Origin of the sequence: Paraburkholderia domus, from assembly GCF_905220705.1 — a bacterium.
In the GTDB taxonomy this organism is placed as follows: Bacteria; Pseudomonadota; Gammaproteobacteria; order Burkholderiales; family Burkholderiaceae; genus Paraburkholderia; species Paraburkholderia domus.
Genome location: NZ_CAJNAT010000014.1, coordinates 13,089 through 32,346, shown reverse-complemented (window position 1 = coordinate 32,346; position 19,258 = coordinate 13,089). Strand labels below are relative to the sequence as shown.

Annotated in this window: 19 protein-coding genes and 1 pseudogene; 12 read left to right on the top strand and 8 right to left on the bottom strand. The window is 61.0% G+C overall.

Features of this window, described 5'->3' with window-relative positions:
- Nucleotides 1-44: 44 nt before the first annotated feature.
- Nucleotides 45-551 (bottom strand): TIGR01841 family phasin, encoded by a 507-nt coding sequence (phaP, locus tag KHO31_RS22395; RefSeq protein WP_201078226.1) that lies wholly within the window; start codon nucleotides 549-551, stop codon nucleotides 45-47.
- A gap of 399 nt (nucleotides 552-950) precedes the next feature.
- On the opposite strand from phaP, the gene KHO31_RS22390 reads away from it, so the two are divergent.
- Both KHO31_RS22390 and KHO31_RS40040 read left to right on the top strand, forming a co-directional pair.
- Nucleotides 951-1,253: a hypothetical protein gene (locus KHO31_RS22390; RefSeq protein ID WP_201108977.1), complete on the top strand. Its 303-nt coding sequence runs from the start codon at nucleotides 951-953 to the stop codon at nucleotides 1,251-1,253.
- Nucleotides 1,254-1,359: 106 nt separating this feature from the next.
- Nucleotides 1,360-1,557, top strand: a pseudogene (locus KHO31_RS40040) (hypothetical protein); the annotation flags it as partial.
- Between the two features lie 54 nt (nucleotides 1,558-1,611).
- Here KHO31_RS40040 and KHO31_RS22385 read toward each other — a convergent pair.
- Nucleotides 1,612-1,809, bottom strand: a complete 198-nt coding sequence (locus KHO31_RS22385) for a hypothetical protein (protein ID WP_201078230.1) — start codon at nucleotides 1,807-1,809, stop codon at nucleotides 1,612-1,614.
- 133 nt (nucleotides 1,810-1,942) lie between these two features.
- Entirely contained in the window at nucleotides 1,943-2,206 is a 264-nt protein-coding gene (locus KHO31_RS22380) for a hypothetical protein (RefSeq protein WP_407945956.1), read from the bottom strand.
- Between the two features lie 416 nt (nucleotides 2,207-2,622).
- Between KHO31_RS22380 and KHO31_RS22375 the strand changes: the two genes are divergently transcribed.
- From KHO31_RS22375 to KHO31_RS22365, 3 genes are all read left to right on the top strand, one after another.
- Nucleotides 2,623-3,222, top strand: a complete 600-nt coding sequence (locus KHO31_RS22375; RefSeq protein ID WP_201108976.1) for a cupin domain-containing protein — start codon at nucleotides 2,623-2,625, stop codon at nucleotides 3,220-3,222.
- A gap of 64 nt (nucleotides 3,223-3,286) precedes the next feature.
- Nucleotides 3,287-4,045, top strand: a complete 759-nt coding sequence (locus KHO31_RS22370) for a molybdate ABC transporter substrate-binding protein (RefSeq protein ID WP_201078234.1) — start codon at nucleotides 3,287-3,289, stop codon at nucleotides 4,043-4,045.
- A 637-nt stretch (nucleotides 4,046-4,682) separates the two neighbouring features.
- Nucleotides 4,683-5,114, top strand: a complete 432-nt coding sequence (locus tag KHO31_RS22365) for a hypothetical protein (RefSeq protein ID WP_201108975.1) — start codon at nucleotides 4,683-4,685, stop codon at nucleotides 5,112-5,114.
- A gap of 136 nt (nucleotides 5,115-5,250) precedes the next feature.
- Here KHO31_RS22365 and KHO31_RS22360 read toward each other — a convergent pair whose 3' ends face one another.
- Nucleotides 5,251-5,538 carry a DUF3331 domain-containing protein gene (locus KHO31_RS22360; protein WP_074289999.1) on the bottom strand — a complete coding sequence of 96 codons (288 nt, stop codon included), beginning with the start codon at nucleotides 5,536-5,538 and terminating at the stop codon, nucleotides 5,251-5,253.
- Between the two features lie 345 nt (nucleotides 5,539-5,883).
- Between KHO31_RS22360 and KHO31_RS22355 the strand changes: the two genes are divergently transcribed.
- Entirely contained in the window at nucleotides 5,884-6,966 is a 1,083-nt protein-coding gene (locus KHO31_RS22355) for an AI-2E family transporter (RefSeq protein ID WP_211624192.1), read from the top strand.
- 45 nt (nucleotides 6,967-7,011) lie between these two features.
- Here the strand turns inward: KHO31_RS22355 and KHO31_RS22350 are convergent, their stop codons facing one another.
- Both KHO31_RS22350 and KHO31_RS22345 read right to left on the bottom strand, forming a co-directional pair.
- Nucleotides 7,012-7,872, bottom strand: a complete 861-nt coding sequence (locus KHO31_RS22350; protein WP_201078240.1) for an alpha/beta hydrolase — start codon at nucleotides 7,870-7,872, stop codon at nucleotides 7,012-7,014.
- 161 nt (nucleotides 7,873-8,033) lie between these two features.
- A complete protein-coding gene (locus tag KHO31_RS22345; protein WP_201078242.1) occupies nucleotides 8,034-9,143 on the bottom strand; it encodes an OpgC domain-containing protein in 1,110 nt (369 codons plus the stop codon).
- Between the two features lie 579 nt (nucleotides 9,144-9,722).
- Here KHO31_RS22345 and KHO31_RS22340 point away from each other — a divergent pair.
- Nucleotides 9,723-10,895, top strand: a complete 1,173-nt coding sequence (locus KHO31_RS22340) for a porin (RefSeq protein ID WP_201078244.1) — start codon at nucleotides 9,723-9,725, stop codon at nucleotides 10,893-10,895.
- 47 nt (nucleotides 10,896-10,942) lie between these two features.
- Here KHO31_RS22340 and KHO31_RS22335 read toward each other — a convergent pair whose 3' ends face one another.
- Together KHO31_RS22335 and KHO31_RS22330 are read right to left on the bottom strand one after the other, a co-directional pair.
- The gene (locus tag KHO31_RS22335) at nucleotides 10,943-11,242 is read right to left on the bottom strand and encodes a hypothetical protein (RefSeq protein WP_236071394.1); all 300 of its coding nucleotides are present in this window, start codon (nucleotides 11,240-11,242) and stop codon (nucleotides 10,943-10,945) included.
- A gap of 346 nt (nucleotides 11,243-11,588) precedes the next feature.
- On the bottom strand, nucleotides 11,589-12,176 hold the full coding sequence (locus KHO31_RS22330) for an NUDIX domain-containing protein (protein WP_201108695.1): 588 nt from the start codon (nucleotides 12,174-12,176) through the stop codon (nucleotides 11,589-11,591).
- A gap of 123 nt (nucleotides 12,177-12,299) precedes the next feature.
- Here KHO31_RS22330 and KHO31_RS22325 point away from each other — a divergent pair, with 123 nt between their 5' ends.
- The 5 genes from KHO31_RS22325 to KHO31_RS22305 all read left to right on the top strand — a co-directional run bounded on the left by KHO31_RS22325 (nucleotide 12,300) and on the right by KHO31_RS22305 (nucleotide 18,958).
- Nucleotides 12,300-13,055 carry a DeoR/GlpR family DNA-binding transcription regulator gene (locus tag KHO31_RS22325; protein ID WP_201078250.1) on the top strand — a complete coding sequence of 252 codons (756 nt, stop codon included), beginning with the start codon at nucleotides 12,300-12,302 and terminating at the stop codon, nucleotides 13,053-13,055.
- 375 nt (nucleotides 13,056-13,430) lie between these two features.
- A complete protein-coding gene (locus KHO31_RS22320) occupies nucleotides 13,431-16,259 on the top strand; it encodes a xanthine dehydrogenase family protein molybdopterin-binding subunit (protein WP_211620583.1) in 2,829 nt (942 codons plus the stop codon).
- Nucleotides 16,256-16,984, top strand: coding sequence for a (2Fe-2S)-binding protein (locus tag KHO31_RS22315; protein WP_201085414.1), 729 nt, complete (start codon nucleotides 16,256-16,258; stop codon nucleotides 16,982-16,984). Before KHO31_RS22320 ends, KHO31_RS22315 begins: the two co-directional genes overlap by 4 nt.
- Nucleotides 16,984-18,243, top strand: a complete 1,260-nt coding sequence (locus tag KHO31_RS22310; RefSeq protein WP_407945955.1) for a c-type cytochrome — start codon at nucleotides 16,984-16,986, stop codon at nucleotides 18,241-18,243. The genes KHO31_RS22315 and KHO31_RS22310 overlap by 1 nt, the downstream gene beginning before the upstream one ends.
- A gap of 298 nt (nucleotides 18,244-18,541) precedes the next feature.
- Entirely contained in the window at nucleotides 18,542-18,958 is a 417-nt protein-coding gene (locus tag KHO31_RS22305; protein ID WP_201078258.1) for a hypothetical protein, read from the top strand.
- The last annotated feature ends 300 nt before the right edge of the window (nucleotides 18,959-19,258 follow it).

Genomic DNA, 19,258 nt, shown 5'->3' with positions numbered 1-19,258 from the left:
TACTCGCGGAACGCGCCAGGCGGTGAGGCGCCTTGGCGCGCGCCTCATTCGCCCGCGGCAGACGTCGCGATTGCGGTTGCCGTCTCGGGGAATTGCTTCGTTTTTTTGACGAATTCCTGCGCTGCACTGCCGGGTAGGATTGACTTCCAGGCATTCACGAACGGCTTGGCCGTCGTCGGCATCTGCTTCGAGAAGTTCTCCATCCATGCCTGCGCCGCATGCTGGTATTGTTGAAGCTGCGCGGTGACAGCGGCGCAGCATTCGCAATAGGCGTTCGACGCAATTTCGCCGACTTGACGACCATACGACGTTGCTTTTTCGAGGGTGGGCGGCGCGAGCCCGGCCGGCAACGCGATCCATTCCTGTGGGTTTTTGGGCGAACGCGGGCTGGCCACGAGTTGCCGATTCTCTGAAAGCGTCGATTTGGCGACTTTGAAATTGAGTTCGGTCACCTGCTCGATGCTACCAAAGGCCTTATTCGCCAGGCCAAAAAAACTTTCCACGCCGGCCTTCTGTGCTGCGACAAACTGCTCGGGAATCGGCGTGCTCATCATTTCTCCAGTGGTGAAACCGCGCGGGTTTGTGGGGAAGCGCTTGGGTGAGGCACAGATGGGAGCTCAGCCACGATGAAGCTCAAGCAGATATGGTGCAATGCACCATGTCAATCTTAGGTCGGATTTAGTGGGTGGGTATAAGGGTAAGCCATTGATTTGTGGCTGAAAGCGGGGCTGATTAGCCCGAGTGCGTCTCGGCATGAAAATGGTCTTTGCTGCTTCGCACAAATGCGCCATACTGCTCATCTACAGAAGCGATGCGCAGCACGCGAAGCGCTCAGACGGCAGCATGGTGGAGACGGCTGCGGTCGCTGGCGCTCGTCAATGGCGAGCCACGTGAGCCGTGTGCCCGAAGATGCGATGAACCTTCGTCGCTGAACCCTGGAGGCGGACGACATGCTGACTTTGGCCGAATTGCAAAGCACGCTGCAAATCGAGTACGAACTGCAGCTCGAAGCGATGGACGAGCAGGCGTTGCGCTCGCTGCTCGCGGATCCTTTTGGACTGAACGCACTGATGCCGGCTCATATGAGCTTTACGGAGGGACGCCGGATAGCGGAAGTCACGCTTGAACAACTGCTCGCTCGCAAGCCGCCGAGCGCCGAGCCGGTCATTCCACATAAGGCGGAGCCCCTGTGGGCGCAGTGGTTCAAGCCGCTCTGGATGCCGCTGCTCTTCGGGGCGCGCAAGGACGAGTGAGGGCACCTGAGATCTGCTGGGGCGACCACTTCCATTCCAGCATCCCGTACCATGCTGCCCTCAGAAGTGAGGATTCGGCCAGGATGCAACGTTTTTTCTTGACGCGAGCGAGGCCGTTGCCTATCTGTTTGGGATGCGTCGCGCGACACCAGATGGGATTGACAACCTGCGGGTTGGCGAGGCTGACTTGAGGCTACAGGACCGGGATACGCTAGACCGCCTGCTACTTGATGTCCGAGCGGGCCGGATTCGCGAATTCCGGCTGGACAAGCCCCAGGCAATTGAGGTGACGGTCACAGATTGAACCCCCGCACACGCGGAACTGTACCCAAACTATCAGCCATGCGGTAGGCATCCGCTAGGGCCGCCTGGCGAAAGCCGTATCTGCGACAATCGAGCCGCTGCCGAGATACTCTTCGAACGAACTCCAGAGAAGCTTGTCGATCACTGCATCGTCGAGATCGTCTGGCTCCATCCCGCGAATCCTGCAGAGGAGTTTCAGGGTTTGTACCGCGGCATGGATGATCGCGGCGTCGGAGGGTTTCGGTGTGTTCATGATGACGTTTTCGGCAGAACGCGCGCTGACTTTAGCAAAATCGCGTCTTTGCAATCCGTCACCTGTGTGACAGAGCTTTCGCGCTCTACCTGCCCGCGTCGAAGTAACGCGCGGGCGCTTTGAAGAAGCCCGCTCATGTTTTCGCCTGTGTGATTACCGGGATGGCCGCGGAATATGCAGGATTGCCCCGATTTTCTCCGGGCACTTCGGCGCCGTGCGAGCGAATCAGGGCGATCAGTTCGCCCGTGGTGATCTCGAATCGGTATTCGCGCTGGGTTCCGGCTTTTCGCTCGTCGCATTCGATCAGCTGCACGCTCCTGCCGTCCTCGCTGGCGCGCAGTGTCAATGAACGACAGAGTCGTCCCGTCTTCACCTCATGTTGCATCAGCAAGCTCATTTCGCCTGCAGCCCCTTTGATCGACAGTTGTGCCACTTGTTGTTCCCGAATCCACTCACCGAAAGGGTCGAGACACTACAAAGGGTCGAGACACTACTATTGGTAACCGCTTTTATCAATAGTTACGGGCGGCTCGCGAGCAGGACCGGCGGTGTGCTCCCGATGATTTCCTGGGGGGGGGCAGGAGCCGGTCAGGACTGGCAGAGACCGGCCAGGAAGCGACAGTCGCCAGCTTCGTTGTTCACCGGTCTCGAAGGCGGTTGCGGGTTGGTTAACGGTCACTCGCGATGCGGGAAAACGAGCCTGACTAAGCCGCGCTTCGTGCACTAGCGTTCTTACATTCGGAGCGGGTGCTTCATTTGCGCAAGCTGACGCTCCAGAAAGGCTTGTATCAATGCACGAACGGCGGTGTTCTCATGAAACGATTGCTCATCAGTTTGCTGTCGGTTTTGACGTTGGGACAGTGCTTACTGCCATCGGCGGCGGTCGCGCAGACGCCTTTGGTCGTCAAGTCGCTGGCCGAGAAAAAGCTCACCGAGTTACCGCCTGGACAACTTTTCTGGAGGATAGAAAGCTTTCCGACACGTGAGAAGGCACAATCCGCCGCAGGCACCTGGGCACTTGTCGCCGAGTCGGCGGGCAAAGCCTGGCTTTTCACGCTCGGGCCGGCGGGCGGATCGTCCGCAGGTGGCACGAAGGTGGCCGAGGTTGGGCCCATCCCCCGGTTTACTGCGCCGCAATATCTACTCAGGATCAATGCGGCTAGCGGTGCTCCTGGCAGCACGACTCCTGTGCATACTCATCCGGGCTCGGAGACTTTCTTCGTACTTACCGGAGCACAAAGCGTTCGTACTCCAGACGGGGTGATGGTTGTCAAGGCAGGCCATGCCGAGCCCGGCCACGGCGCTGGAATGGCGATGCAAGTCTCGTCCAGTGGCTCGACGGAACTGCACGCCCTAGTGATGTTCGTGCTCGACGCCACCAAACCGTTTTCATCTCCCGCAAACTTCCCGTGAGCGGCGGCGTCCTGCACCAACGCGCAACGACCAACACCGGGAGTCCGCCCACAGGGGGAAAACCATGAACGCAAGACTTAAGCGCATCAGCCTGAGTACCTTCCTAGCCGGCTCATTATCCATGTTCACAGCGACAGTTCAAGCAGCAGACATCATGGTCATGAGCGATAGCCCCCTCGAGCCTGCATTGACCAAGGTGGTCGATCTTTATCGCCAGCAGACACACAATCAGGTCATCCTGGTGTTCGCTCCCTCGCCCGTTGTGAAGAAAAGAATTGAGGGCGGCGAAGCGGCCGACGTAGTTATCGTTCAACCGGACTTCGCTGAAGATCTGACGAAATCCCGCAAGGTGAATGCCGGAGACAGACCGATCATCGCTCACGTTGGCGTCGGCCTCGGTAACCGAAAGGACGCTCCGGGGTACGACATTTCAACTGTTGAGAAACTTAAAAACACCTTGCTCGGTGCAGACCTCATTGTCTTTAACAGTGTTAAGTCCGGACAGGCCTTTGCAAACGCCCTCGAGCGGCTGGGAATTGCAGAAACGCTGAAGCCGAAGATTGTGCGTACGGCACCCAATGACATCTTTGAACCTGTGTTAAAGGGCAAGGGCAACGACATGGTGGCGGGTACGATACCGCTCATCGCGACAACACCCGGCATCAAGCTGCTTGGTCCGCTTCCAGGTGATCTTCAGAGCACTCTCACGTACACAGCCGTGCTCCTGGCGAACACCTCACAACGCGATACGGCTGAAGGGTTCATCAAATTCCTGATGTCGCCGCAGGCAAAGGAGATTTTCGCCGTAAACGGCGCAAAGTGAATTATCAGCCCGCGGAATAAACTCAGCGACTGGGGTTGGCTCGACCGCAACAGGGTCGAGTTCCAGACAAACCCTTCGCTGACGAGGCATTCGGACAGACGCAGCACGTAATTTCGGGCAGCGCGATGCCCTTATCCAGACGGGCCGGTGAGATGCGCCGCGGGGGCGACAGCGGCGTTGTGATTAGCATTCATTCGGGAGGCGGCGGCAATGTCGGCTAGTCGGGAACGAGATCATGGAACGTCTCACGATCGGAGCTGGCCGGGCCTCGCCCTTGGCTGGCCTCAGTGTAGCCCGCCACTTCGACCTCCCTAGCGGGTCTGCCTCCGGGTTCTACTGCGGAAGACCGATAGCTCTGAAATACTTGCAGGCGTTTGATATGACAGAGGTCGATCGACAACAGGCCGACGACGTCGTCTATAAGACTTGTCAGTGCCCGGAGTCATCCAGGGAACTGCCGTTACCGTGCCGCTGAGTCGAGTGACGGTTGCGGGTCGACCTGAGCCGGTCACTGCAGGACCGGGCGCAGCCAGTTAAAGTCCTTCGACGTGTCGACCAAAATTGACGACAATATTCCCAAGGAACGATTGCGGGTCGGGCTCCATCGTCGGAGACGCCGTTGAATCTAAAAGAGAACATGAGACGACTGCTCCTCGCTGCGCTTGCAGCCACCTCGTTCGTTGCTGGCGTTCATGCGCAAAGCAACGCGTCCGGCCCGCTCGTCACGCCCACGGGTAACGTGCAATTCCTGCGCGTCGACCGCGATTTCGGGGGGATGCTCGGCAAGGAAATTTTCGATCGTTTCAGCGCGAGCACGCTCACGCATTTCGATGACGTCGGCAACGAAAATGACAGCGTCACGCGCACGCTCGTGCAGACTGATTCGGGCCCGGTGCTGTACGACTTTCGCCACCAGCCGCCACTTGTGCAACGCTCGGGTAAGCGCATGACGGTCAAGCGCGTGTTCTGGCAAGACGATGAAGTCGTGATGCAAAGCTCGGAAGGCTGGTTCCGATTAAAACGCGGCGTGCTGACGAAACTGCAGTCGTCTATGACGACGTACCATTGATTGCGCGCACCCCGTGAACCATAAGCATCAACCGCCTAATGTGGATATCCAGAAATGGAAAGGCCAGTGCCGCGGGCTTGTAGGCATACAGACGCCGCGCAGCCAGTCGCACTGGCAATAAAATCAAAGCAAAAAATCAAACTTCAGCAGCGAGCGCGCCCAACACCTCAGCACAAATCATCGCAGAAGCATTGGAAGGTGCCGGCCGTTCAGCCGGTTTGAACACCGCGTCGCCGCGGCGAATCTTGCGCCGTGTCACCGCGCACGTTCCCGACGTATGCGCCGACCGCCGCCGCCACCGCTGCTCGCCATAGTGACAACGCCCCGGTTCGACCCAGCGGATCACCAGCGTGGTGTCGGAGCGCTCGAGAATTTCGATGCGTACGCCATTGGTTCCGTCAAGGGGGATGGACTCTAAGGTCATCATCGTCGGCTCCGTATTGTGGTGTGCCGAATGTAGTCCCGCGCGCGCCAGATAGCCATTGTGCAGCAGTTGAAACACTGTTCTCCAAACAGCAACAATGAAACTTGACATTCACGCTTAGCTGAAACGACGGGGCTTTGCGGGATATATGCGATGTGAATTTGCGATAGCGTGGATTTTTGCAACGCAGTGTTGTCCGCAGTGCGACGGGAGTACCGCCTGCAAAGGGCGCCGGTGCTTCCTTTAAGATGTGGTTATTGATGAGCGACCGTGCGACGCAAGTGTAACGGGTTTGCATTTTTCTGGACGGCTCGCGCGCATATCCACAAAACCCTAAGAGCCTTCATGATTTCACGTCCCCCCGTAGCGCCGCCCGAATCGCCGACACCGCCTGATTGCCTGAAAAAGCAGAAGGCGGCGTCTCTCGCCCTTTACATCGCACTTGTGTTGCTGGCGCTGTGGGTCGTGCGCGATTTCATTGCGGTGGTCGCGTGGGCCGCTGTCATTGCGATTGCTTTGTGGCCGTTCTTGCAAAAGGTGGAGGGCAGCCGCTGGTTCACCGGCCGTACGACGCTGATCGCCGTTGTGTTGACGTTCGCGATCGCGTTGCTGGTCGTGCTGCCGGTCGGTATCGGCATCACGCAGGCATTGCGCGAAGCGCATGACATGACCGAGTGGTTCAAGACCGTGCAGGAAAATGGTATTCCCATGCCGGACATCATCGAGCGGTTGCCGTTCGGGGTGCAACAGATCTCAGCCTGGTGGCAGGCCAATCTCGCCCAGCCGCTGCGCGACTCGGCGGCAATGAAAGGGTTGCACACCACTACAGTGATGACGCTTGGCCGCCACTTCGGCGCGCGCGCGGCGCATGGCGTGATGGTGTTCGCCTTCATGCTGATCACGCTGTTCGTGATCTTTCAGGCGGGGCCGCGCCTGTCCGGCTCGCTGATGAAAGGCGTGCGGCGCGGTTTCGGCAACGACGGCGCGCAGCTGCTCGAGCGTATGGCGGCGGCCGTGCGCGGTACGGTGTCGGGGCTTGTGGTGGTCGGGCTCGGCGAGGGCGTGTTGCTGGGCGTCGCCTATTTCGTGACCGGCTTGCCGCACGTCGCGCTGCTCGCCTTCATCACGGCGATCGCCGCGATGTTGCCGTTCTGCGCACCGATCACGTTCGGCCTCGCGGCTTTGTGGCTGTTCTCGCAAGGCGCGGTTGCCGCGGCCATTGGACTCGCGGTGTTCGGCTCGGTCGTGGTGTTCATCGCCGAGCATTTCGTGCGACCGGTGCTGATCGGTAACTCGACGCGCTTGCCTTTCCTGCTGGTGCTGTTCGGCATTCTCGGCGGGGCAGAGACGTTCGGTCTTCTCGGCCTCTTCATCGGGCCCGCGCTCATGACTGTGCTGATGGTGCTGTGGACCGATCTGGTGCAATAGTTGCACGCAATGTGCCGGCGCGATCAGCACTGCTGATTCATCGGGTTACTTTTCCTGATCGCGCGCCGGCTGTTTAGCGCAACCCAGCGTGTATTTCAGCGCGGCGGGTAGCAGCGCGCTCCAGACATCCCAGGTGTGGCCGCCGTCGATGATGCGCAGCGCCGCCGGATTTCCCGCCAGCCGAAGATGCGTATAAAGGGATGATGCATCGGCCTGGATCGCGAGGTCGTCGTCGCCGGCGGCGATGAACATCGGCAGGCGGTACGGCTGGCTCATGTAGCGCTCCCATTGCGCCGGATAGTTGAGCGCATGCCAGACGTGCGGATCGAACTGCCGGTCGCCGAACACGCCGACGCGGCGCGCCGCCGAAGCGAGCGGCGGCTCGTTCGCATAAATCGCGGGGCTTAGCAGGAGCGCGCCGCAAAAGAGCTCGGGCTGGGTCATGGCGTAACGCAATGCGCCGAAACCGCCCATCGAAACGCCGCCGATCATTCGTCCGCCGCGCTGCGTCGCGACCGCGTAGCGCGTTTCGATCTCGGGTAGCAGATCGCCGAAGAACGCTGTCTCCATCTTCTCCTTGCGATCGACATACCAGTCCGTGCCGCCTTGCGGCATCACGATCGCGACCGGCGGCATCTCCTTGCGTTCGATCAGCGCGTCGGCGGTGGTTTGCAGGTGGCCCTGCGTGAGCCAATCGTTGGCGTCGCCGTTATTGCCGTGCAGGAGGTAGAGCACGGGAATGCGTGCGGCGTCGTGGCGGTAGCCGGTGGGCAGATAGATCGTGTAGGCCCAGTCGCGGCCAAGCGCTTCGGAATGGAAGCTTCGGCTGATGACGGTGCTGGCGCTCGCCGGCGCGCCGACGGCGGCGCAGAGCGCGAGGAGTGCGGAATGGAGTAATAGACGCATTTCAGGGTAGGAGGCCGTCGCGCAGGTCGAGCGCGGCTGTCATGCTATCAGTATCGGCGGTGGAAATCGGCAAGCGCCAGTGGGGTGCAACTCGTTAGATAAGCGAGCGGCAAGCGACAACAAGGCAAAAGCTCGCGCGCGTGCGCAAGCTGCTCACTCACTCAGGGCGACGTCCTGAGACGCGAACTCCACAGATGCGTCATGAAGCGCTTGAGCGGCTCCGACGCTTTGGCGACGGCGAACAGCGCGCCGACCGCGCAGGCATCCGCCAGCAGCCCGAGGGGATAGTTCAGATAGCCATCGGTGGCGGCATACAGCACCGAATCGACGACCAGCGAAATCACGGCGCCTGCGATAAAGCACAGCAGCCCTTTGCGGCCGATCATGCCGACCCACGGTGCCCATTGCGCGAGCTTCCTCGCCCAGCCGAGCTGGATCAGGTTCGCGACGAGCCACGCAATCGCGAGAAAATTGACAGCGCGCAGGTAGGAGAGATTTTGCTTGAAGCTGCCGTCGAGCGGCTCGCGTTCGATAAACAGCTTGTAGTAGGCCGCGGCAGCCACCACGGCGAACGCGAGCACGCTGACCAGCCAGCCGAGACGGTGTGTGCTGATCCGTTGATAAACCGGCTGGCAACGTGCCAGCACGCCGAGCACGAACAGCAACTGCCAGGCAAACGGGTTGAAATCCCAGTGCATGTCCGGTGCGGCGGGCAGGTAGGCGTTGACAGCCGGTGCGCCCGCCCACAGCGCAACACTGCCGGCCAGCAGCAGCCACGGCTTGCTGCGCGCGAGCGGCAGGATCATGGGTACCAGCAGCGCGAAGAACGCGTACATCGGCAACACGGAAGCGAGATACGGCTGACGGCGGAATAGCAGGATGTCGCGCAGGGCGGCGACGGGGGTGGTCATCAGATCGTCGAGATCGGTGGTGGCCAGATTCGGGCCGTCGATACTGAACGCGCTTAGCACCGCGCTGACCAGCAGCATCAAGCCGGCAGTGATGAGGAACGCGCGATAGATTTCGAGCGAGCGCCGCAGGAAGCGGCTGCGGGCAGTTGCTTCGTTACGCCGTTCGGCGAGCGCCGCGTAGGCCGTGGCGGTGGCGAAGCCGCCGAGGAACACGAAAACTTCAGCCGCGTCGCACAGCGCATACGCATGCAGCGTGACGCGCGACAGAATGCTGCCGCCGATGTGATCGACGACGATGATGAGGAGGACCAGCCCGCGAAAAAAATCGAGCTCGATCAAGCGGGATTGCGACTTTTGCATTGTGTGGCGCCAAAAGCAGCCCCGTGCGACGGCGCGCTAGTCCAGCGCGGCAGGCGTCTCACCAAGCTTTTTGAAATTGGATCAGGTGTTGCGGCGGACGGCCGCCCCGCGGGTGGCCGAACCGCAGATGGCCGCCGCGTGGATGCGCGACCCGCGGGGCGCTCATCCGTGTCGCCGCTTGAACCGGCCGCGCGAGGCTCGGTTGCAGAGGCCAGTAAAAGTGACCCGGTGGGCGGCGCGGAGTTCCGCTGCGCCGCCGCAAAAGCTTTCGATTATATTTCTTTCCATGACAAAGCGGCTACAGGACGTGCAGGGCCAAGGCGGTCAATACGGCAGCCGGCTCAAGTCCTGGCGGCGCAGCGCCGTTTACCTGAATAAGCGCCGCGACAAAAGAGGCTGCCCCTCGCAGTGGAGATTTCGCAACGTTTTGAGATATGGGCGTGACACCCGATGGACGGCGACGCAACGGCGTGTGAGGATTTCCTGAAAGCGCGCCGGGGTCGCTAAACGCCTCGAGAAGCGTCAAAAAGAAAGCGGTCGGATCGAGTTGTCCCATTGCTCGAGCTCAGGGAGATCATCATGAACAAGCAAGTGTTCGCGCTGGCTGTCTCCACCGCTTTGTCCGCCACTTCGCTAGCCATTTTCTCCCCGCCTGCTTTCGCCCAGACGAGTGTGTCGCTGTATGGCGTACTCGATGAAGGCATCAACTACACCAACAATGTCGGCCGCGGCCATGTCTATGAACTTGCGAGCGGCTATGCGCAAGGCAGCCGCTGGGGCCTGAAAGGCGCCGAGGACCTGGGCGGCGGCCTGAAGGCAATCTTCCAGCTGGAAAACGGCTTCGACGTCAGTTCAGGACGGCTCAACCAGGGCGGCCGGATGTTCGGCCGCCAGGCCTTCGTCGGCCTGAGTTCGGAGCCGTACGGCACATTGACATTCGGCCGCCAGTACGACTCGGTGGTCGACTATCTGGCGCAGACTACGGCTAACGGCAACTGGGCCGGTGCACTGTTCTCGCATCCATACGATAACGACAACACCGACAACTCGTTCCGTCTCGACAACAGCGTCAAGTACACCAGCCCGTCGCTCTCGGGCTTCCAGTTCGGCGGCGTCTACAGCTTCAGCAACGACACCAACTTTGCCAACAATCGCGCGTACAGTTTCGGCGGCCAGTACACCTATGGCGGGCTGCTGGTGGCCGCGGCGTATCTGCAGGCCGACAATCCCGGCAACGGCTCAACCGGCGCGATCACCGCGAACGACGCCAGCTTTATCGCCGCCCGCATGCGCGTGTTCGGCGGCGGCATCACTTACACGTTCGGCCCAGCGACTGCCGGCTTCGTGTACACCAACTCGAACTATCTGGACCCGACCGGCAACGGCTATCTCGGTGTGATGCCGCTCGCGCCACCGGGCGTGTTGTTGAACTCGCTGAAGTATCAGAACTTCGAAGTGAACGGCAAGTATCAGATTTCGCCGATGCTGTTCGTCGGCGCGCAGTACGTCTACACGATGGAAACCTACGACGCCTCGAGCGGCGGCGTGAAGCCGAAAATTCATTCGTTCGGCTTGATGGCGGACTACAACCTGTCCAAACGTACCGATGTGTACATTCAGGGCGAGTATCAGCAGGTGACGGGCGACTCCACCTACTCGATTCTGGACGATGCTTTCACGCCCGGCACCCAGTCGCCGTCATCGACGTCGAAGCAGGTCGTGGTGCGCGCGGCGATTCGGCATAAGTTCTAGGGGCAGCAGGGTATGCCGGTCGCGTACGTCTGGCGGGCGCGGCCGGTTCAGTTCATGACATGGTTCTGAATCAGAATCCCGATTACTACGCCAGCAGGAATGCCAAAGGTCCGGCCGCGAATAGTCGCGCTCAGATCTTCATCGAGTACGAAACTGCAGCGGCGGTCACGCCAGACGGTCTTATAGGCCAATGGCTTTGAATCGACGATAACGAGGGAGATGAGCGCGGTCAGGACGACCTGCTCCAAAGCATGCAGCTTCGCTATAAACGGCGAAAATTCACCGGCGTTGCACAGCAACACCATGACGACTGCAGCGACCACGGTGCCGAAAAAGATGCCACCCATGAATCTGTTCGCTGAATTAAGAGAATCCACTTAAACCTCAAATCATCCGCCGGCTCGATCAAGCTGACGAAGTAAAAAATATGCTGACGGAAATAGTTGTCCCGTTTAAAAACTTGTATCGCTTTGACAGCGAGGCAGACTTTAAAAGGACCCGTAAGGATATTTTTTTGATGTTCTTCAACATATCGGCCTTTTCCCAACGTCGCGTGGGATCAGTCTGAAATGCCTGGCTCGCAGTTGGGCCGCTGACAGAACAGCCATAGAGGCAGCCGGGCGCTCGCCACTTTTCGGGCAAGCGCCCATACCCGCCACCGTTGATCCAGCCGAACGACCTGTGAGCCGGCGCCTAGGCGTCGAACAGATTCAATTTTGCGTACTGCAACAACATGATCGTCTTGCCGTCGACGATCTCGCCACGCTTGATCATCGCCAGTGCTTCGTCCACCGGCAGTTCCAGTACCTCGATATCTTCGCCTTCGTCGGCAATTCCACCGCCCGCGCCGACCTTTGCCACCGGATCGTATTCAGCGACGAAAAAGTGCAGCTTTTCCGTCACCGAACCGGGGCTCATGAAGGCTTCGAATACCTTGCGCACTTCGTGCACGCGGTAGCCAGTTTCCTCCTCGACTTCAGCGCGAATCCGTTCCTCAGGTGAGGCCGCCTCCAGCAGCCCCGCCGGCGCCTCGATCAGCATGCCGTGATGGCCATTGACGAAAGCCGGCAGACGGAATTGCCGGGTCAGCACCACCGTGCGGCGGCGCGCGTCGTAGAGCAGCAGCGTTGCGCCGTTGCCGCGATCGTAGGTTTCGCGGCTCTGGCGTTGCCAACTGCCGTCCGCGCGTTGATAGTCGAAGGTGATTTTCTTCAGCACGTACCAGTCATCCGAAAGCACTTTCACGTCGACGATTCGCACCCGGCCGGCAATTTCGTTCATGGTTTGCATCCTGTCCTGTTGGGAAACGCGGTCCGCACCGCGCACAATTCATGGTATCGTGCAGCATCGTGCAAAAACAAGAAATTTCGTGCAGTTTGCCAAATTGCTTCCAGGACCCCCACCGTGCTCACATCGCAAAGAAAACAGTTGATTCTTGAAGCGCTCAAGCGTGATGGCCAGGTGATTGCCAAAACCCTGAGCACGGAATTCGACGTCTCCGAAGACACCGTCCGGCGCGATTTGCGCGAACTCGCCGCCGAGGGGCAGCTTCAGCGCGTGCATGGCGGTGCGTTGCCGGCGTCGCCGGCGGCGGTGGATTTTGCCGGGCGCGAGCGCATCGAATCGGCGTCGAAGGCGGCGATCGGCCGGGCGGCAGCGGGCATGATCGCGCACGGGCAGATTGCGTTCATTGACGGCGGCACGACTGCCGTGCAACTGGCGCGTCACCTGCCGCGCGACTTGCGGGCGACGATCGTCACGCACAGCCCGAGCATTGCCGTCGAACTGGCGGAGCATACGGAACTCGAGATCATCATGATTGGCGGGCGCCTGTTCCGGCATTCGATGGTCAACGTGGGTGCAGCGGCGATCGAAGCGCTCAGTCATATTCGCGCCGACTTCTATTTCATGGGCGTGACCGGCGTACATCCGCAAGCGGGCTTGAGCACCGGCGATATGGAGGAGGCTTACGTCAAGCGCGCGCTCGCGGAACATGCGGCGGAAACGGTGGTGCTGGCGTCGGCGGAAAAACTCAATGCGGCGTCGGCCTACAAGATTGCGGACGTGTCGGCGGCCAGCACGATCGTCGTTGAGCGGACCACGCCAGAGGCGCTTACCGTGCCGTTCGAGGCATTGGGCATCACGATCTTGCGTGCTTAGTTGAGCGTTATAAGCCCGCTGTTATAGCGGTCCATACCCGATCCGTTATTTTCGCGATAGAAGACAAAAAATGACGCACCGTGTGTCTAAACAGCGAGATAATCCGGCCCCTTGCCCTCTGTAGGGCAGGGAAAAGGCAACTCACTGCAGTTCAAGGTAAATCAGATCGACTGCGGCATCGCCGACGTGATGTCCGCTGCACGTCGCCTGCATGCCCGGGCACACGTAAGCGCTCGCGGTTCGAACACCTCCCTCGTGGTTTACAGCAGTCCAGCGCAGGTCCGTCGCGTGTAATCTAGTACGCGGCCGCGCCGGCCTGTGTTCCGCGTCCGTCCTGCTATCGGGTTGCCGCTGTGTTCACTAAAGGAGAAGTCCATGGGGAAACTCGACCTTTCGCGTCGTAGTTTTCTGAAGGCCAGCGTGTTGGCGGGTGTGTCGGTGTATATCGCGCCGATGGGCAGCCGCGCATTCGCTGCGTTGTTCGAAGACAAAATTCTGACGCCGGTTCAGTGGGATGCGACACACGGTCAGGCGAAATTCCGTATCGACGGGATCGCCAAAGTGACCGGCTCGAAAGTGTTCGCGCGCGACGTCCGCGCCACCGACATGCCGCACTGGCCGCAACAGCAGTCGCACGCTTTCATCCTGCGCACGACGCAAGCCGACCGCAGCTACGAAGGCTTCGATCTCTCGCTGCTCGGCGACGAACTGAAGCCTGACCGTGTGGTGACGGCAGACGATCTGACGCGCGACGGCCTGATCTTCCCGGCCTTCTATGGCGACGACATGTTGCTGCCGCCGGGCAAGACGCCCGCGTATCTCGGCCAGGCGGTCGCGATCCTGATCTATCACGACTTCGCGCGCTTCCGTTTCGCGAAAGACAAACTGAAGTTCCAGGATCAGATCATCCGTTACGGCGCGCAAAGCGGGCCGCTCGAACGCGATCCGTGGGGCACGTTCCGTTTCGTGCGCGTCGGCGGCAAGACGCCGTATGACGACGACATCTTCTCCAGCCTGAAAGATGCGCCGGTGTTCCCGAGCATGATGCGTAAGCATCAGCCGGTGTGGCCGGACGGCGTCGAACACGGCAAGCTCGACGAGCAGGGCATGTTCCATGCCGGACAGATCCAGCAGGAACTGGATCATCCGTCGGCGGACTGGCTTGTGATGGAGCGCGAGTACAACACGCAGTCGATCGACACGGCCGCGCTCGAACCCGACAACGCGAACTGCTGGTACGACGCCGCGACGCAATCGCTGCACATGGTCGTGCCGACCCAGGCGCCGTCCGAGGTCGCCGATAGTGCCGCGGGCATGGTCGCGAAGTGCGCGTTCCCGGTGAAGAACCTGTTCATTCACCCGTGCTACACCGTCGGCTATGGTTCGAAGGACCACTTCAACGTGCCGTTCTATGGCCTCGTCTGCGCGATGTATGCGGACGGCCGTCCGGTGCGTCTCGCCAACGATCGCTACGAGCAGTTCCAGACGTCCTTGAAACGCCACGCGTTCAAGATGAACTACCGGATCGCGGTCGATAAGAACACGGGTCTGCTGCAATCGTTCACGGCCGCGATGCAAGCGGACGGCGGCGGTCGCTGCAACTTCTCGCCGTCGGTGGCGATGGTCGGCGCGACGGCCGCGCAATCGATCTACTACTTTCCGAAGAACGATCTCTCGGCGGTGGCGATCGCCTCGCGCGCAATCGACGCAGGTTCGGCACGCGGTTACGGCACGCTGCAAAGCATGGCCGCGACCGAAATGATGATCGACGAAATCGCCGCGCAGCTGAATGTCGATCCGATCGACTTCCGCCTGAAAAACGCGCTGCGCTCGGGCATGAAGAACACCCAGGGCGCGGTGCCCGCCGGCGCGATTCGTGTCGACGATGTGTTGCAGAAAGCGAAGGTTCATCCGCTGTGGGTGAATCGCACGAAGCGTAAAGCCGAGTTCGAAGCCGCGAATCCGGGCAAGCGTTATGGCGTCGGTTTTGCGTGTGTGCAGAAGGACTTCGGCACGGGTGCGGAGACCTCGTTTGCGAAGGTCGAGTTCAGCGCCGATGGCAAGATCAGCCTGCAACATACGGCTGCCGAAATCGGCACCGGCATGTCGACCTCGCAGGCCGTCGCGGTCGCGAAGTGGCTCGGCATGCCGGCCACCGACGTGCATGTCGCGATCACCGATTGGCCCGATCTGCCGGTCGTCACGAGCGGCGATCCGTACATGATGTCGCAAGCGGACCAGGACAAGCTGGCCTCGAATCCGCGCTGGTCACCGGGTTATGCGTCGCCGTCGAGCGCGACGAATTCCGCCTTCTACTTCACGCACAGCACGCGCGAAGCAGCACGGGTCGTCTTCTCGCACGGCTTGTGGCCGGCGGCGATGGCGATCTGGAGCCAGGGTGGCGGCGGTGGTCAAGCCGCGCCGCTGGTGGTGCGCATCGAGGACGCGCGTTGGGTCGACGGCAAGCTGTCCGCGGCGGGGCTCGAAGCGCTGCCGTTCGAACAGCTCGCGAAGAAGGCGCACGAGTTGGGTCTGGTAACAGGCGCGACGGTGCACGTGTTCAATCGCTGGCAATGGACTGAGTCGGACTTCGAGATCGACGGCAGCGTCGAACGTCTGCCGCTCGACGGGCTCGCGCTTCGCTATGGCGACAACGCTTCGGCCGATAAAACGAAGCTGCAAACCACGACGAACAGCTACCGCGTGCTCGACCGTCAGCGCGTGTTCTATCCGCCGGTTCAGCGCAACAACGCGGCGGTCACGTACTACAGCGCGGTCGGCACGCTGGTCGAACTGTCGGTGCACGAAGTGAGCGGCAAGGTGGACCTGCTCGCGCATCACTCGATCATGGAATGCGGCAATCAGCTTTCACCGCAACTCGTATCGGGCCAACTGCAAGGCGGCCTCGCCATGGGCATCGGCCATGCGCTGCACGAGTATTTGCCGCTCTATGAGGACGGCCCGGGCAACGGCACATGGAACTTCAACCGCTACCACTTGCCGCGCGCGACTGACGTCGCCGTCTGGACCCAGACCGGTGAAGTGCTGCCGCCGCTGACCGAGACCGATCCGCCGAAGGGCATCGCCGAGGTCGTGATGATTCCGGTGGTCGGCGCCATCGTGAATGGTATCGCGCACGCAATTGGCCATCGATTTACCGACCTGCCGGTCACCCCGCAACGTATTCAGAAGGTGCTCGCATGACGGCCCCCACTCAAACTCCCGCCAGCGCCGCGGGCGGCGCTAACACGGCCAGCGCCGTTGCTGCTTCCGGCGCTGTCTCTGCCGCTTCCGGCTCCTCCGGTGCTGCTGCCGCTGCCTCGTCTGCCGGCGTTCCGGCCAGCGCGCCGGCCGCGACCGTGGTCGAGCGTCCGTTGACGCATTTCCGCACGCTGCCGGTGTCGGTCAAGGTGAACGGCGAGATCGTCGGCCCGACCGACCTGCCCGCCGGTTTGATGATGATCGATTATCTGCACGAGTATCTGCACCTGACCGGCTCGCGCCTCGGCTGCGGCCAGGGCATCTGCCACGCGTGCGTCGTGATCGTCGACAAGCCGGACGGCACCAGCGAAGAAGTGCGCACCTGCATCACGGGCGCGAATTTCTTCAATGGTAAAACCATCCGCACGATCGAAGGCCACGCGAAACGCAACGAAGCCGGCGAGGTCGTCGAACTGTCGCCGATCCAGCAGAAGTTTCTTGAGCACTTCAGTTTTCAGTGCGGCTACTGTACGCCCGGTTTCGTCAATGCGGCGACCGTGCTGATCGAACGTCTGAAGCGTCAACCGATTGCCAAAGACAAGGTCGAGCAAACCATCACCGAAGCGCTGAACGACCATATCTGCCGTTGCACGGGCTACGTGCGCTACTACGAAGCCGTGAAAGAAGTCGTGATGACGACACCCGGCCTCGTAAAGGACGCCGCATGATGAACCGCTCGATGAATTTGCGTCGCGCGCTGCTGTTGCTCGGCACGGCTGCCTTGCTGAGTGCTTGCGGCAAACACGATGACTCCGCCGCTGCGATGCAGGCAGCGGCCGCGTTGGGGCCGCAATCCACCGCCGCCGATCCGCTCGCGCGCGGCCGTTACCTTGTCAAAGCCGCCGACTGTGCCGCCTGCCACACCACGTCGGATGGCGCGCCGTTCGCCGGCGGCGTGAAGCTGGCCTCGCCGTTCGGCACTTTCTACGGCACCAACATCACGCCGGACAAGGACCACGGCATCGGCAACTGGAGCGCGGACGATCTGTACAAGGCCCTGCACGACGGCGTTTCGCCGACGAAGCAGTTGTATCCGGCAATGCCGTATACGTCCTACCGCCAGCTGTCGCGCGCGGATAGCGATGCGATCTACGCGTATCTGATGACACAGAAGCCGGCTGCAGTGGCGAACCATGAGCCCGAACTGTCGTTCCCGTTCAACATGCGTTTTGGTGTGCGCTTCTGGAATTGGGTGTTCCTGAAGGACACGTTACCGGACGCATCGACAGGGCAAACCGCGGACTGGAATCGCGGACGCTATCTGGCGGGCGCGCTCGGCCATTGCGCCGAATGCCACACCCCGCGCGGCAAGTTCGGTCAGCTCGACGGCGCGAAGCCGTTGACGGGTGCGGCGCTCGGCCGGATCGCCGCACCGGATATCACGCCGCATGGTTTGGCGGCGCGTGGCTGGACGGCTGCGGACCTGCAGACGTTCTTCGCCACCGGCATCGCGCCGCAAGGTTCCGCCTTCGGCGAGATGTATCCGGTCGTGCATCTGAGCAGTCAGTACATGACGCATGACGATCTGCGCGCGATGTCGACGTATCTGCTAGGCGATCAGGCGCCGGCGCCACAGCCGTTGCAGTCGGTCTCCGCCGATGCCGCGCAACTCGAGGCGGGGCGCAATGTGTATCTCGCGGTGTGTGCCGGTTGTCACGGCCTTGGCGGTGAAGGCAAGCCGCACGTCGCGGTGCCGATGCATGCCAACTCGACGGTGCGGCAAAGCGATGCGCACAACCTGATCGTGGCGATGCTCGACGGCATCGGCGCGCAGGATTTCCCGGGTCTCGAGCGGATGCAGGATATGCCTGGCTTCGCCACGCAACTCAGCGACACGGAACTCGCGCAGCTCGCGAATTATCTGCGTGCAACGTACGGCGGCCAGGCTGCCGACGTGACGGCGGATGCGGTGAAAGCGTTGCGTTAAAGCGTGCCACGCGATGGACGCTGGAAGTAGGGCGTTGATCGTTACGTAAGAAAGAGCCGGTGCCGATAAGGGCACCGGCTTTTTTTATGTGCTGGCCGTTAAGCCACCAGACCGGCAGACCGGCAGACCGCCAGGCCAATAATTTGCGCCTGCGCAGATTGATTCATCGCTTCGCTTGTGAATGACACGCAATGAACTCACGCGTCATGGGCTGCTCAAACGGTATCGCGCCGCTGCCGCCCGGCGGCGCGCGCTACGTTTCGCCGTAGATCAATCTGATGCCCTTCACGGAGACTTCATGAGTAATCTCGCAACGCAGACGCTTCCTCATCATAGTGACCCTCATTCGCTGGGCGCGCCGCTGGCTTGCGTACAGGGCACGATCAGCAAGGTGTTCCTCAGCCCTGAGTTTCACCACGCCGCCGAGCACCAGCAATTTGTCATCAAGATCGACACCGTCGTGAAGTTCGAAGGCGGCACGCAGAACCTCGTCGGCACCGAAGTATTCGTCGCCGTGCGCTATGGCGATAGCGAAGGGCTCGCGCAGGCCATCCCCGGACTGCAAGTCGGGCAGCCGATCGAGGCGCAAGGCGAATACATTGCCCAAGCCAGCGCCTATCCCACCGCCGACAACAACAATCCCGTTCTGCCGGTGCTGCACTTCACTCATCACCCGGTCGGCTACGTGCTGTATCAAGGTCATAACTACAGCTAGCTCAAGCCGGTCGCTGCGAGCCGGGCGGACGCCTGCCCGTCCGCTCGCCTACGCATTTCTCCCTCCTCGCTCGCCGTCTCGAGTACCAGCAATTCAAGTTTTCGCAGCGTTCTGCCGATAAGCAAACGTTGCCGTCCGGTCGCCCGGTGGCGCAACCGTTGACAAGTCTTTGCTGGTTGCACACGCAACTGTGTCTGCAACACCGTGCGTAAGGGTTGTATCAGAGTGTGTGGGGCGGGGCGTTTTTTGCAAAACGCACTTTACAATTCCGCGTGAATTTTAATCGGCAATCTGGCCCTT